Raw genomic sequence first — 14,082 nt, 5'->3', positions numbered from 1 at the left:
CTGAGTTTACCTCAGCGACCATACTTATCTAGCTGTTGTGTTTCACCACTGGGTAGTCATTTTCCAACAGCTCCTGAACAAATCCGGAGCCTGCACCACTGTGTGTGATCCAAACTTTCTCTTTGGCGCGAGTTAACGCCACATAAAACAAGCGTCTCTCATCGGCGTACGCAAAGGTGTCTGAAGATTGAGTTAGTGCTCCATCAACATGCAGCTGCTTTTTCTTGGCTGGGAATTGGCCTTCATCAACGCAAAGAATAATCACGTAATCCGCTTCTTTGCCCTTACTGGCGTGGCAAGTCATAAAGTTGAGTGACAGGTTTTTGAAGCGTTTTACCCAATCATCATAAAGGTCCGGTTTGTGACAGTGATTACGACCAAGTAGCAGCACTGATTTCTGCTTGTCCGACTTTCTATCTAACTGGTCGAGGATCTTTTCCACCGAGTTACTTGGCGCTGTGTGTACTGCTTTTTGTTTCTGCTGTTTGTAACTCTGCAGCGTTTTCACCAGTTGTCGTGGATTCGCCTGAATAAATCGGTTTGCCACCTCTCCAATCATGTTATTAAAACGATAAGTGGTATCAAGGTGATGCACCGTTGAGTGCTCAAAACGCTGCTGGAAGCCCGTGGTTAAATCAACATCCGCGCCAGCAAACTGATAAATCGCCTGCCAGTCATCACCGACGGCGAAAAGAGAGGCTCCTGGCTGCTTATGGGTTGTTTCGCAGAGCGCTTCAACCAATGCCAGCCGATCGGGTGAAATGTCCTGATATTCGTCGACCATAATGAAACGCCAAGGAGAGACAAACTTCCCTTCTTTGACGTATTTCGTTGCACGACTGATCATGGTTGGAAAATCGATCTGCTCTGTCTCTTTCAGCATTTTTTGCCATGCGCTGAAGCACGGCCAGCACAGTGACAGTTCGCTGTTTAAGCGCGTGTAATCAGGCAGTTCCACCAATCGCTCTTGGATCTCTTTCTTACTAAAACCCAGTGACGCAAATTGAGTCAGTTGCCTGTCCAGCCAAGCAATCAGTTTGGGGTTTTCTGATTGGCTGCCCAACTCATCATCCCCTGTGAGGTAGGCAATCGGCCATTTGGTTAAATGTTTTTGCCAACGTTTGAAGTTGGTTGGGGTCATCCAATGTTTTTTCAGCCAATCCACACACCATGCTTGACGCAGTTTGTCATCCAAAGCGATGGGGGAAATCTCTACAGGCTTACTTTCCACTTGGTGAATGATCGACAAGCCTAACTGATGGAAGGTAGACACACTGGTGTTTTGTGCGGCAAGCCCTATTTTATCCACTAAACGCTGTTTCAGCTCCTGAGCCGCATCACGACCAAACGCCAACAACAGCATTTGTTCATCTGTCGCTTGATGGCTTTGTAATAAATACGCCACCCGGGCGGTCAATACGCTGGTTTTCCCTGAACCAGCCCCAGCCAAGACGAGATTGTGATCATCATTCAGCAACACCGCATGTTGCTGAGAAACATTGAGCGGCGAAGATTCGATTTGATTGAACAACACTTCCCAATTTTGCCTTTCCTGTTCAAGCCAAGACAAATTGCGCTGTTGAATCGCTTGCTCTCCATCAAGTAGCCAGCTTTCCATCGCAGCCACCCGCTCTGGCAGTCGCTGTTTCGCTTCATCAAGTGTCATGTTCATTTCTTTTAATTGACCATGAACATCACGAACCCAAGTGTCTACGGTTGAATGCGGTAAATAAGCCGGTAGATAGATTAAACGGTGTAGCCCGTCTTCCCAAATTGGCAAATACTGACTCAATTGGCGACATTGCTGATCGTGCCACTGTTGATATTGCTCTACCGCATTCCGAGCAAATTGTTTGCACTCTGGCCATGGAAGACCTTGTACCAGCCAGCTCTGCTGCTTACCTTCGACCGGATGCGCAAAAAACTGTAATGCCCCCCAAAACAAGCCTCGTTTTACATGAATCTCACCATTCCAAACCGTGAACGGAATGTGCTCCTCGCTTCCGACCGATACCAAGAGGAGAGACTGACCTTGCAATTCGACATGGTGATACTCTTTTTGGATAAAAAACTGGGCGGTTTTATTGGCCGTTAGCAGCATGGATTCATTTCTCTTGCTTCTGAAATCAAGGGTTTCAGGGTTATACCATTTTGTAACCGGAAAATGTAGCCATTAATCCCTATCAAGCAGCAGCGAGTGGAGAAATACTAAACAGGCAAAACTTTTTATGTGTCCAAGTCATATTGTTAATGGTGGTTTCTGCTACACTGCCGTGTAACTCGTTCATGCTCATTTACACAGGAAAACCGTGAACTTACGTTTCAAACTTCGTCACTTTTGGGCCAATAAAACCATTAGCTATAGTGTATTGATCCTCATCACTTTGCTCGGTGTTGTGGTACCAGCTTGGTACTACGAACAAAATACCTTGATCACGCCTTTAATCCTCGGCGTTATTGCCGCCGCTTTGGCGGAAAGTGATGACAGTTTTAGCGGCAGGCTTAAAGCCGTGTTGCTCACGTTTATCTGTTTTGCTATCGCGGCGTTTTCGATTGAGCTTCTCTTTAATACGCCATGGCTCTTTGCGATTGGACTCTTTGTTTCCACCTTTGGCTTCATTATGTTGGGCGCAGTCGGCCCCAAATACGCCAGCATCGCCTTTGGCTCTTTGCTTATCGCAATCTATGCCATGCTCGGCGCACACCAAAGTGTCAATATTTGGTTTCAACCATTGCTGCTACTCTCAGGCGCCGCATGGTACTACTTTATGTCGATGGTTTGGCAAATCCTCTGGCCAATGCAGCCTGTCCAACAGAGCCTATCCAACGTCTTTCACCAGTTGGCCAACTATCTTGATGCAAAAGCACAGCTCTTCCATCCGGTAACCAACATGACGCCTCAACCGATGCGCATTAACGCTGCAAGCCTCAATGCCCGGACTGTTAATGCACTCAACAACTGCAAACAGACGTTGCTGAGCCGTTCGAAACGAGGCCATATTGATGGGCCAAGTGACCGCTTCCTTAATATTTACTTTATTGCGCAGGACATTCACGAGCGAGTCAGCTCGAGCCATTACCGCTATCAAGATCTTGCTGTACAGTTCGAGCGGTCAGATATTTTGTTCCGCTTTAAGTATTTGCTTGAGGCGCAAGCAACTGCCTGTCGAGAAATTGCCGAATCGTTGCGCTTAGGCAATGAGTATAACCACGCGTCTCAATCCATTTTGGCTTTGGCAGAACTGCAAAACGCATTGAGCTACCTCCAAGAGCAAAAAAATCCAAAATGGTCTCATCTTCTCGGCCAACTTAACTACTTATTCAATAATCTCGCTACCGTTGAAAAGCAGTTTAATAACATCAGTAATCCTGATGCGGAAAAATTGGAAGAGAATTTGCTGGACGACACTAATCCGCATACTCTTAAAGCCATGTTTCAGCGCATTCGGGCCAACTTCAACAAAGACTCGATGCTGTTTCGTCACGCCATTCGTATGGCGATAGCGTTGACTGCCGGTTATGGCGTGATCTATGGATTCGAGATTGAAAGAGGCTATTGGATCCTATTAACCACTTTGTTTGTTTGCCAACCAAACTACAGCGCAACAAAACAAAAGCTGGTTGCACGTATTGCAGGCACCTTTGCTGGCTTACTTATCGGTGTTCCCCTACTCACGTTTTTCCCATCGCAAGAGAGCCAACTGGTGTTTATCGTCCTCTCTGGCGTGCTCTTTTTTGCCTTTAGAATCAATAATTACGGATTTGCGACTGGTTTCATCACCCTACTCGTGCTCTTTTGCTTCAACCAGTTGGGTGAAGGTTATGCGGTCGTATTGCCTCGATTGGCCGATACGCTCATCGGTTGCGCACTTGCTGTTGCTGCTGTGGTTTTGATTCTGCCTGACTGGCAGTCTCGTCGTTTACACAAAGTGATGTCTGATGCGATAGATGCCAACAAACAGTACTTACTGCAAATCATTGGTCAGTATCGGATTGGTAAAAAAGATAGCCTCGCTTATCGTATCGCACGGCGCAATGCGCATAACCAAGATGCAAATCTTTCTTCTGCGATCAGTAACATGCTGATCGAACCTGGAAAGTATCAGACAGCAGTCGATGAGAGCTTCCGTTTTCTCACTCTAAATCATGCCATGCTGAGCTACATCTCCGCCCTTGGAGCTCACCGCACTCGCTTGGATGACGAGTCCACACATCAATTGGTACTCGACGCACACCGAACAATCCACCAGCACTTAGAGACGCTTCAATCTCAGTTGTACAATCGCTGTGATGATTGTGATGTCGACACGAGTAACGCTGCGGACTTGGAAAAGCGATTGAGTGAATGGCGTGAAGATGACGAAGGCAGTGCTCGTATGGTGCTTCAACAACTGCACTTAATTTATCGAATGATGCCAGAGTTACACTCATTAGCCAGTAAGCTTGCAGTGCGTACGCAGTAACCAAACATTCCACTTCATCTATAGGTGATAAACGCCCTATTTGCACCGTTTATCACCTTTCATCCACGCCCTTTCTATACCGTCCAGTTTTACCGTGCTCTGACATTTTCCGGACAATAAAACAGCGTTCATCCAGTACATTGTTCATTATTCACTCGTTGTGATGGACAACACCGTAATGAATGATGAGCAAAAGAAACGATACAGATCGGTGATTAACATGAAACAAACTGATTTCGAGCGACTGCGTGAAGAGCTTAAAAGGCTGTCTCCTCTTCAGCTACAACATTTACAAGGCGACATTCAACTTGCTTTGTTAAAGAAAGACAATGACATTCTAAGCCTTGAAGAGCGTGATGCATTGGCTAAGTTATTTGTTTAAGAAGAGATTATCTAAACACGATTTTGCTAGCATAGTTGCCACCATTGTCAAATCCAACTATGCTTAAGACAGGTTAATTAGTGAGCGTTTTAACCATGCCAGTTTCAGGAGTTCAATCCGGTTATCAACTCATTCAGCAATCCAGTAAGATGGCTGAAGAGGCTGCGTTGGAAGTGAACCAAGCAAACGGAAATCCTACCTCTGATGAGCTCGCTTTTAATCGTGTCGAATTTGATCGCAAACCTGAAGAAAAACCCACTCAACCACCCAAAGATCACAACGAAGCTTTGATGAAACTGAGCCAAGCCAATAGCTATAACCGTATTGGTGCGAGCGTTATTGAACGAAACAACGATGTGATTGGTAGTCTATTGGATATCCAAGTGTGACCATTTGTTACGCTTACCACCTTGTTTACTCTTCCTGATTCAGTAGAATCGACGCTTCCTTTTTCTTGCTGACAGACTTATGCCCGTTAAAACTACGCAAAATAAAAATATTCATACCGCACTTCGCTGTCTAGATAGCGCGCAACAGATAGAGCAAAAACTCAACCCCAATTACGCCCCACCAAAACGCACCTTACCCAAGAGCCCTTTTATTAGCGATAAAACTCTAAAGAAGCGTTGGGATGTGGTGAACTGTCATGCCACTCAAGACCAATTATTAGATCAACATACTCTTAAGCACATGGCGCTCTATCAGAAGAACATTGAGCACTTTGTTGGTACGGTAAAAGTCCCCGTTGGGCTAGCTGGACCATTGCGCGTCAATGGCCTGTTTGCCAGCGATGATTATTTGATCCCCCTTGCCACGACAGAGGCCGCTTTGGTGGCCTCCTATTCACGAGGGGCCAATCTCATTACCGCTGCCGGCGGAGCAACGGCCATGCTGGTGAATGAAGGAGTGACACGCACCCCCGTATTCGCATTCACTAACTTAGTCTCCGCGGGTCAGTTTGTCGCTTGGGTGACCACCCACTACGAGCGTTTTAAGCAAATCGCCGAATCCACGACTTCGCATGGTACGCTCAGTGACATCAATATCAACATGGAAGGCAATCATGTCTACTTGATGTTTGAATACCAAACAGGTGACGCCTCTGGGCAAAATATGGTGACAATCGCGACCAACGCCGTATTTCAGTCAATATTGGAAACCTGCCCCATCGACATCAAAGAAGCCTTTCTAGATGGCAACCTCTCTGGTGATAAGAAAGCAAACAGCAAAACACTGACAAGCGTTCGTGGGAAAAAAGTGATCGCCGAAGTGACTCTTTCCCGCGAGATGGTTGAAAAGTACTTGCATACTACGCCTGAAAAAATGGTCAAATTCGGTCAGATGACGACGACGGGTGCGGCATTGAGCGGCGGAATTGGTGTCAATGCCCATTACGCCAACGCGTTAACGGCACTCTATTTGGCTTGCGGACAAGACGCCGCTTGCGTGGCTGAATCAGCCATTGGCATTACCCGGATGGAACTTACCGCCGATGGGCACTTATATGCGAGCGTGACATTACCAAATCTGATGGTCGGAACCGTTGGCGGCGGCACTGGCCTACCAAGCCAAAAGGCCTGTCTAGACATTCTAGGCCTGTATGGACAAGGCAACGCGCGTGCATTGGCTGAAGTTTGTGCTGCACTTTGCTTAGCCGGAGAGCTATCGATTGTTGGCGCTTTTGCAGCAGGACATTTTTCTCGCGCGCACCACAAACTGGCTCGCTAAAGCGACAGTCTCTCAAAACAGCTGTTTCTCACGGCTTAATTACTCTGAATTAAGCCGTGAAGAGCAAACGCCCAGATGATCAACCTCTTAGCGTTCAAAGAAAAGCCACGATGATCACAACAAGCGCCGGCAGGATAGAAAACCACTTATGCCCTTTTTCTTTGCACTCCCCACGATGACACATGGCAATCTGAATCGGAGCAGAAAAAAACATCACAATCAAATAGCTCACTGCGTAGGTTTGCCCGACTAGAATAAGAAAAACAGCATGCAATGCGATGTGCAATAAAGCATAAGCCTTTTCTACTTTCATTTTTACGATCAATAACAGCGAAAACAACACAGCAATCAAAATAGACATAAACAACACTTATCAATAATAATTCTCATTCGCAATGATATAGCAGTGTAAATTCGCTGTCCAACTATCGTTTCAATAGGCGAAAAAGATAATTCGTCCCAACATCTCCCTCTCTTTTATTGAGTAAACGAATAGTTGCGTTATTGACGTTTTTCTTTCTAAACGTTTGCGTAATCGCTAACCTTCTCTTAACCTTGAATTGAGGCTTTCATCACGGATTTTCCATTGATATAGTGCACTTAACGAAAACACGATTAGACCATTCGAGGCATGGAGCTTCCTCACTTATCTCAAGAAGAGAAGAATTGGTACCGACATATTCGGCAAGATTTAAGAGGGTCAAATTATGGAAATGAATATGGTTGAAATTCTAGGCTACGCAGCGTCAATCATGGTCGCAATCTCACTAACGATGAAGGACATCGTTCGTCTGCGCGTTTTAAACTTCATCGGTTGTGCACTATTCACTGCATACGGTCTGATGATTGACGCATGGCCAGTGGTTGTGACTAATGGCTTTATTGCGTGTGTCAACGTCTACTTCCTAGCCAAAATGCAGCAGGAAAAAAAAACTCTAACGCCTGAAAAAGCGTAATTTTATAGAGTAACGAATTGCTTAAAAGCCCCTAAGGGGCTTTTTTTGTTGGTCGGATTCGTTTTCAAAAAGACTTACCTAGGTTACCAGTGCCTTCAAACGTCATTTTGGCGTTGCGCCACATACCATTGCTAAACCCGTCACGAGGAGTACAATCAACTAAAACCGCGAAATGAGACAATACGATGAACATAGGTGCTATTGCAAAATTAACCGGATTATCAAGCAAATCCATTCGCATGTACGAAGAAAAAGGCATTATTTCACCACCGCTACGCAGTGACGCTGGCTATCGTGAATATGGACAAAAACACATCGTCGAACTCAATCTGGTATCACGCGCTAAAAATGCCGGGTTCTCTCTTCAAGAGTGCAAAGAATTTGTTCAACTGGCACAAAACCCTAACCGTAAAAGCAGCGAAGTCAAAGAGAAGACCAAAGAAAAACTGGCTGAAATTGAACAGAAGTTGGCGCATTTGCACGAGATAAAAAAGCAGTTGGAAGGTTGGGTTTCTTCCTGCCCTGGTAATTCAGACAGTCATTGCCCGATAATCGAAGAGCTCACCAAATAGCAAGGTTTTTACCATCGCCTCCTCATCTGGGAGGCGACTTACTCACTAGTTTAAAAGTAGGTACACATACGTTTACCGTCGCGTTCAATGACACTAAACGGCGTTTCGTAGATCTTCTCAAGCACCGCTTCTTCAATCACCTCTTCAACACTACCACTGGCGACAATTTGACCTTTTTTCAAAGCAATAATCTGGTCGGAATAACACGCCGCAAAGTTAATGTCGTGGATTACCACCACCACTGCCTTGTTCATCTCTTTGGCCAATCGGCAAATCGTCTGCATGATCTGCTTTGAATGGCGGATATCCAGATTGTTCAGTGGTTCATCAAGGAAAACATAATCGGTATCTTGGGCAATCACCATGGCAATAAAAGCGAGCTGCCGCTGCCCACCACTGAGTTCATCGAGATATTTGTCTTGGATATCACTGAGATCAAGATACTGAATCGCGCGGTCGATCTGTTGATGATCTTGCGCCGTCAATCGACCACCAGAATGAGGGAAACGGCCAAAGGCCACCATTTCGCGAATAGTAAATCGCATCGTGATGCTGTTTGCTTGGCGTAAAACAGCCAACTTCTTCGCAAGGACTTTGTTGTCCCACGTTTGAATCTCTTTCCCTTCGATCAACACCGCCCCGCCATCACGATCAAGCAAACGCGAAGCCATCGACAACAGTGTACTTTTACCAGCCCCATTCGGCCCAATAATGGAGGTGACGCTTCCTTTTTCAAATTGACCACTGGCTGCCGACACAACAGCAAACTTGCCAAAATGTTTAGTGAGTTTATCTAGAACAATCATTGCCTACCTACACAATACGATTTCGCAGCAACATCGACATGAAATAGATGCCACCCACAAAGTTGATGATTACGCTGAGCGTTGTTTGAAATGTTAAGACGTTTTCCACCAGCCATTGGCCGGCTAGCAACAGTGTGACACCCAAAATGGCGCAGCCGGGTAATAACTGGGCATGACGATAAGTGTGAAACATCTCTCTGGCCAAGTTAGTCACGAGTAAACCAAAGAACAAGATTGGCCCGATTAGCGCAGTGGCGACGGCAATTAAAACCGCGCTCAACATCAGCACCTGCTTGGTTACTTGACGAACATTCACCCCCAAACTGGTGGCGTTATCTTTATCTAACCAAAACACGTCCATGACGGCATGCATGCGATACATGAGCAGCGATGCAATCAACAGAATGGGTGCCGTAAAGTAGACCAATTGAGTATCAATATTGTTGAAGCTCGCAAACATACTGGCTTGAACCGTCGCGTAATCATTAGGATCCATGATCAAAACGAAGAAAGAGGCAACGTTAGAGAAGAGTTGGCCAACAATTAAACCCACCAACAACAAAGTAATCAGATTTTTCTCTTTTCCTCGAAAATAAAAGCCGAACAATGCCATAGAGAACAAAACCATGGCCACGACGGAGAGCGAAAAATTCAAGTAGGCGTTAAGTACATACTGGCTCAAACCGCCGAACACCACCACAATGATGACTTGCACCAATAAATAGAGAGAATCAAATCCCAATATTCCCGGTGTCAGTATGCGATTGTGCGTCACGGTCTGAAAAAGAAGCGATGCTTGAGAAATCGCAACACCTGCTAACACCATCGCCAACACTTTGGGGATACGGCGAGAGAGAAAGTATTGATAATTATCCAGTGTAAGTCCTTTGCCCAAGAACAGAATCACCATCACTAGACTTATCGCCAGCAGCAGCCACATTTTGCCACGATCAGACACGTTGCTTCCCTCTCAAGATCAGATAGATAAACACAACGCCACCCAAAATGGCGATCACCATGGAAATGGGCACTTCATAAGGGAAAATAATCAAGCGGCCAAGCAAGTCACAACCAAGCACCAGCAAGCCGCCATATAGAGCTGTCAGGGGAATATTGCGCCGTAAATTATCACCATAAAAATAGCTCACCAGATTTGGCACAATCAGCCCCAAGAAAGGCAATTGGCCAACAATCATGACGACACTGGCGGCAAGTACCGAGACTAATAGGACACCAATCACCACCACCTGCTGATAGTTCAAACCAAGGTTGAGAGCGAAGTCCTTACCTAAGCCTGCAGCGGAAATTCTTGTTGCATAGAGATAGCTGAATATTCCCACCGGAAGCGCAATGTAGAGCAGTTCGTAATCACCTTGCAAAAGGTTGGCAAAATTGGCGACCGACCAAGCAGAAAGGTTTTGCAGCAAGTCATACCGATAAGCAATAAACGTCGCCAGAGAATCGATGATATTGCCAAAAATGATGCCGATAAGGGGAATAAACACGGCATTTTTGAACTGTATACGTTGAACAAACGTGACAAACAACCATGTTCCGCCCATCGCAAAGCTGAAGATCAGTAACCAATTGTCCCCTTTGCCAAAAAACACTAAGCTGACGATGTAGCCCAACATGGCACATTCAATCGTGCCGGACGTAGATGGCGCAGCAAATCGGTTTTGGCTGACTTGCTGCATAATCAAGCCCGCGATACTCAAACCCGCACCAGAAAGCAATATCGCCAGCAGGCGAGGTAAACGGCTTGTCACGAGCAAATGAAGCGCCTGCGTGTCCCCAGACAACAACATCGCTGGTGTGAGATCCCCTACTCCGACAAACACCGACGCAAAGGACAGCAAAAACAGAGCCAGCAATAACTTTTTCACTCTGCCCCCACGAAAGAAGAGCAAAAGGCCAATGCTTGTTTGCTTCGACTTGACGATTGATTATCAGGCCCAAAAGCGGCGAAGGAGATACCAAAGATTGCTGTTTCAGTTGCCTCTACCCCGAACTCACGGTGAGAAGCGGGCATCATTTGGCGATGAGGGTCTCTATCCATGTACTTAATACCAATTGAGAAGTGTTATCATGCGCATTCGCAATATACAGATTCACTCATTAGTATTCAACTGGTTAAACAAGATGGGGCCGTCGCATTTGAGTTTAAAGCGACATATTAGGCCTTTTTGTTATCTGCCAATGCGTGAGTTTGCGTGTGGGAACGCGCTTTAGGTATATAAAAACCGCACGCAGCTCTTTTGGCGAAAGTGGGCTGCTCCCATGCCCCACATAAATCTTTGACGTTTTCTTTAGCACGACAAAAGTGCCGGCATTTACCGCAAGTCTCCATTCCTGCTCCTTGTAACGATATTTAGTCCTTGAGATCTACCTTCGCTGACACGAGGTACATCCGCGGCATGCTTGACGTGTATGTGGGTTCAAGCGACCCCGTTGTACTTTGCAATAGGCGTTTTTGAGTGCTCTTCTTGCCGAGAACCAATCGTCCGGTTTAGTAAGAATTAAGTATCCATTAAAGCGTTTAACCAGTTCACTGCGATACTCGTCAATAAAACGGCTGTCATAGCCGATGTCAAAGTAGTCTAGTGCTTGCTCAATACAAGTGAAACTGGCGATGACGTCTTGAATCGATGGTTTGCTCATAGGAAGTATGCTTGTTATTTTTACGCAGTGTAGGCCTATCGCCATTTCGCTTCTTTGACTTAGGCCAACTCCACTTCAACTATGTTTTTCATCAATTGATTCAACAAATTGCAACATAGATCGCTACAAACCAGCGACCTCGCAGGCTACACTCCCTCCTCATCGCGAAAGGAGCTAAGACGATGAAAGATTTCGAACAATTACTCGAAGTGGTCCGACGTAAGGCGAAGTACGATCAAAGTAACTCTTGGTATTTGGGGCCACATACCTATCTCAACGAACTGAAAAAGGAAGTCGACGAAGTGTTCGATGAGATCCCGCGAGAGCGTACGTGTTACTTAGAAGATGAATTGGCGGATGTACTCTGGGATTACCTGAATGCCATCGTAGCGCTGGAAAAAGAATCGGAGATCCGCTTAGATTCAATATTGCACCGAGCCTATGTCAAATATAGCCAACGCGTAGCGGCGATTGAATCCGGCACTGACTGGGCGGATATTAAAGAGGCGCAAAAACAAGCTCTTGAACAAGAATATTCTCAATCTTCTCGCTAACGTCTAGGAACAAATATGATCCCATTTCAATCTCACGCGGTATCGGGTGTGGCGCTGTCACGTTTTGATGGCCAATATAAAATCTTGATGATGAAGCGCACTAAAGGAAACTATTGGTGCCATGTCGCAGGCGGAATCGAAGCAGGCGAAGCGGGTTGGCAAACCATCGTTCGCGAATTTGCCGAAGAGACCCAAATAAACGTAGAAACACTCTACAACGGCCAATATCTGGAACAGTTTTATCAAGTCAAAAGTGACTCTATCGTCAACATCCCTGTTTTTGTTGTCTATTGTGAAGATAATCAAGTCGTTACACTCAATGATGAACACACTGAATATCGTTGGTGCGATTTAGAGCAAGCCAAATCTTTGGCCGAATTTCCGGGTCAAGAAGCGCTGTATGATCATGTTTGGCAACACTTTGTCTTACGCAGCCCTTCACCACTCTCACGCATTCCACTTGCCAAATAGTGGGTTAAACGCATCCATCAAAGAGTGAACTGAGTGGATGCGCTATCTCACTAACGGGTTTTAGGCTTGTGGTAAATCGTCAATAACGTTATCGCGATAGAAGTAACGTTTGTCATGCTCTCCAATCGGCCGCAACACTCGGCAAGGATTACCAACAGCCACGACATTGGCGGGGATGTCTTTCGTCACCACACTGCCGGCACCAATCACGCTGTTTTCACCAATCGTTACGCCTGGTAACACAACACTGTTCGCCCCAATCCAAACGTTATCTTTAATGTGCACAGGAATGTTGAATTGCGCTACTTTACGTCGCAGTTCAGGATCAATCGGATGTCCCGCCGTTGCGATGGTGACATTGGGTGCAATCATCACCGAGTTACCGATGTAGATGTGCGTATCATCCACCAAGGTTAAATTGAAATTGGCATAAACATTGTTACCTAAGTGTGTATGTTTACCCCAATTGGCTCTTAGTGGTGGTTCGATGTAGCAGTTCTCACCGACTTCAGCCAAGAGATCACGCAAAATCGCTGTGCGTTTTTCCATTTCTGAGGGTCTGGTTTGGTTAAAATCATAGAGAATTTCCAGACAAGCTTGCTGCTCTAACGCCACACTCTCATCATCACAAAAGTAAATCTTTTGTTGATGCATTCGCTCTCTCACACTCATTTTTCTCTCCACAAAACCGTTTTGCCTTGATGACCACCGCGCCACAAGGGAAAACGCTAATGTAGCAAAACCGATTGATTTCCTTCAGTTCTGTTCATTGAAATGGAGAGCGGGATAACAGATTTTCATTGCGCAGACACCATCACACGGCGAACGGTTTATTTCGGTAGCAACGCGTTGGACGGCCTACTTTGCCATGCGCTAAAAACGCATAAAGGTCTCCCCTTTCAACCGCCTTGTCGAGATATCGCCTCGCAGTGCTTTTACTCACGCCAAGTAACGCGGCCACACTCGCAGCGGTGTGCTCACTGTGGCCGTGGGGAAAGAGTGAAACCACCTGCTGCAAAGTAAACTCATCCACGCCACTGGCCTCATCCACCACCAGTTCAGTGGCGTGAAAAATGCCATCCAATTCACTTTGCTTGACCATTTTCTGGCTATCCACCAACTGTTTCATCTTCATCAAGCGAAGTAAACTGGCTTGTAAACGCGTGTAGTTAACGGGTTTCACCAGATAGTCGAACGCGCCGTAACGATGAGCGAGATGCACTGTATTGGCGTCGTTGGCGGCAGTGATCACAATGCACTCTGGTTTTGGTTGTAACACCAAACAGCGTTGAACTAACTCAACACCCAATCCATCGGGCAAGTAGTTATCAATGATCACCAGATCGGGTTTCGCGGCAATGATCAACTGCTCGGCGGTCGTCAGATTAGCCGCTATTCCTATCACCTCAAAATCATCCAGTTGAGCAATAAAGAACTGATGAAGCTCGGCGATTCTCTCATCATCTTCTACAATCACGACTTTTATCAT

Annotated in this window: 16 protein-coding genes; 8 read left to right on the top strand and 8 right to left on the bottom strand. The window is 46.0% G+C overall.

Features of this window, described 5'->3' with window-relative positions:
- Positions 1-28 precede the first annotated feature (28 nt).
- Positions 29-2,101, bottom strand: coding sequence for a DNA helicase IV (gene helD / locus PQQ36_RS01155; protein ID WP_273660242.1), 2,073 nt, complete (start codon positions 2,099-2,101; stop codon positions 29-31).
- Between the two features lie 208 nt (positions 2,102-2,309).
- Here helD and yccS point away from each other — a divergent pair, with 208 nt between their 5' ends.
- The 4 genes from yccS (at position 2,310) to PQQ36_RS01135 (ending at position 6,573) form a co-directional block, all read left to right on the top strand.
- The gene (gene yccS, locus PQQ36_RS01150) at positions 2,310-4,463 is read left to right on the top strand and encodes a YccS family putative transporter (RefSeq protein ID WP_072611138.1); all 2,154 of its coding nucleotides are present in this window, start codon (positions 2,310-2,312) and stop codon (positions 4,461-4,463) included.
- A 220-nt stretch (positions 4,464-4,683) separates the two neighbouring features.
- A complete protein-coding gene (locus PQQ36_RS01145; protein ID WP_015727806.1) occupies positions 4,684-4,845 on the top strand; it encodes a hypothetical protein in 162 nt (53 codons plus the stop codon).
- Between the two features lie 95 nt (positions 4,846-4,940).
- Positions 4,941-5,234 (top strand): hypothetical protein, encoded by a 294-nt coding sequence (locus PQQ36_RS01140; RefSeq protein ID WP_011081102.1) that lies wholly within the window; start codon positions 4,941-4,943, stop codon positions 5,232-5,234.
- A 79-nt stretch (positions 5,235-5,313) separates the two neighbouring features.
- Complete coding sequence (locus PQQ36_RS01135; protein WP_017790800.1) at positions 5,314-6,573, top strand: hydroxymethylglutaryl-CoA reductase; 1,260 nt, start codon at positions 5,314-5,316, stop codon at positions 6,571-6,573.
- A 94-nt stretch (positions 6,574-6,667) separates the two neighbouring features.
- Here PQQ36_RS01135 and PQQ36_RS01130 read toward each other — a convergent pair whose 3' ends face one another.
- Complete coding sequence (locus PQQ36_RS01130; RefSeq protein WP_017790799.1) at positions 6,668-6,934, bottom strand: hypothetical protein; 267 nt, start codon at positions 6,932-6,934, stop codon at positions 6,668-6,670.
- A gap of 346 nt (positions 6,935-7,280) precedes the next feature.
- Here PQQ36_RS01130 and PQQ36_RS01125 point away from each other — a divergent pair, with 346 nt between their 5' ends.
- Both PQQ36_RS01125 and cueR read left to right on the top strand, forming a co-directional pair.
- Positions 7,281-7,529 (top strand): YgjV family protein, encoded by a 249-nt coding sequence (locus tag PQQ36_RS01125; protein WP_011081099.1) that lies wholly within the window; start codon positions 7,281-7,283, stop codon positions 7,527-7,529.
- 185 nt (positions 7,530-7,714) lie between these two features.
- Positions 7,715-8,101, top strand: coding sequence for a Cu(I)-responsive transcriptional regulator (gene cueR / locus PQQ36_RS01120; protein WP_011081098.1), 387 nt, complete (start codon positions 7,715-7,717; stop codon positions 8,099-8,101).
- 50 nt (positions 8,102-8,151) lie between these two features.
- On the opposite strand, the gene vctC is transcribed toward cueR, so the two are convergent.
- From vctC to PQQ36_RS01100, 4 genes are all read right to left on the bottom strand, one after another.
- Entirely contained in the window at positions 8,152-8,907 is a 756-nt protein-coding gene (gene vctC, locus PQQ36_RS01115) for an iron chelate ABC transporter ATP-binding protein VctC (RefSeq protein ID WP_017790798.1), read from the bottom strand.
- Between the two features lie 7 nt (positions 8,908-8,914).
- The gene (locus tag PQQ36_RS01110) at positions 8,915-9,865 is read right to left on the bottom strand and encodes an iron chelate uptake ABC transporter family permease subunit (RefSeq protein WP_017790797.1); all 951 of its coding nucleotides are present in this window, start codon (positions 9,863-9,865) and stop codon (positions 8,915-8,917) included.
- Positions 9,858-10,793 carry an iron chelate uptake ABC transporter permease subunit VctD gene (vctD, locus tag PQQ36_RS01105; protein ID WP_017790796.1) on the bottom strand — a complete coding sequence of 312 codons (936 nt, stop codon included), beginning with the start codon at positions 10,791-10,793 and terminating at the stop codon, positions 9,858-9,860. The genes PQQ36_RS01110 and vctD overlap by 8 nt, the downstream gene beginning before the upstream one ends.
- 499 nt (positions 10,794-11,292) lie before the next feature.
- Positions 11,293-11,568, bottom strand: coding sequence for a hypothetical protein (locus PQQ36_RS01100; protein ID WP_011081094.1), 276 nt, complete (start codon positions 11,566-11,568; stop codon positions 11,293-11,295).
- 182 nt (positions 11,569-11,750) lie between these two features.
- Between PQQ36_RS01100 and PQQ36_RS01095 the strand changes: the two genes are divergently transcribed.
- Both PQQ36_RS01095 and PQQ36_RS01090 read left to right on the top strand, forming a co-directional pair.
- On the top strand, positions 11,751-12,122 hold the full coding sequence (locus PQQ36_RS01095) for a MazG nucleotide pyrophosphohydrolase domain-containing protein (RefSeq protein ID WP_011151966.1): 372 nt from the start codon (positions 11,751-11,753) through the stop codon (positions 12,120-12,122).
- A gap of 15 nt (positions 12,123-12,137) precedes the next feature.
- Positions 12,138-12,593: an NUDIX hydrolase gene (locus PQQ36_RS01090; protein ID WP_011081092.1), complete on the top strand. Its 456-nt coding sequence runs from the start codon at positions 12,138-12,140 to the stop codon at positions 12,591-12,593.
- Positions 12,594-12,653: 60 nt separating this feature from the next.
- Here PQQ36_RS01090 and PQQ36_RS01085 read toward each other — a convergent pair whose 3' ends face one another.
- Positions 12,654-13,247, bottom strand: a complete 594-nt coding sequence (locus tag PQQ36_RS01085) for a sugar O-acetyltransferase (protein WP_011081091.1) — start codon at positions 13,245-13,247, stop codon at positions 12,654-12,656.
- Positions 13,248-13,407: 160 nt separating this feature from the next.
- Entirely contained in the window at positions 13,408-14,082 is a 675-nt protein-coding gene (locus PQQ36_RS01080; RefSeq protein WP_026130829.1) for a response regulator, read from the bottom strand.

Source organism: Vibrio sp. CCUG 15886, assembly GCF_028570825.1.
GTDB classification, from domain to species: domain Bacteria; phylum Pseudomonadota; class Gammaproteobacteria; order Enterobacterales; family Vibrionaceae; genus Vibrio; species Vibrio vulnificus_B.
Note: the sequence above shows the minus strand (reverse complement) of the source record. Positions and strands in the feature narration are given on the sequence as shown.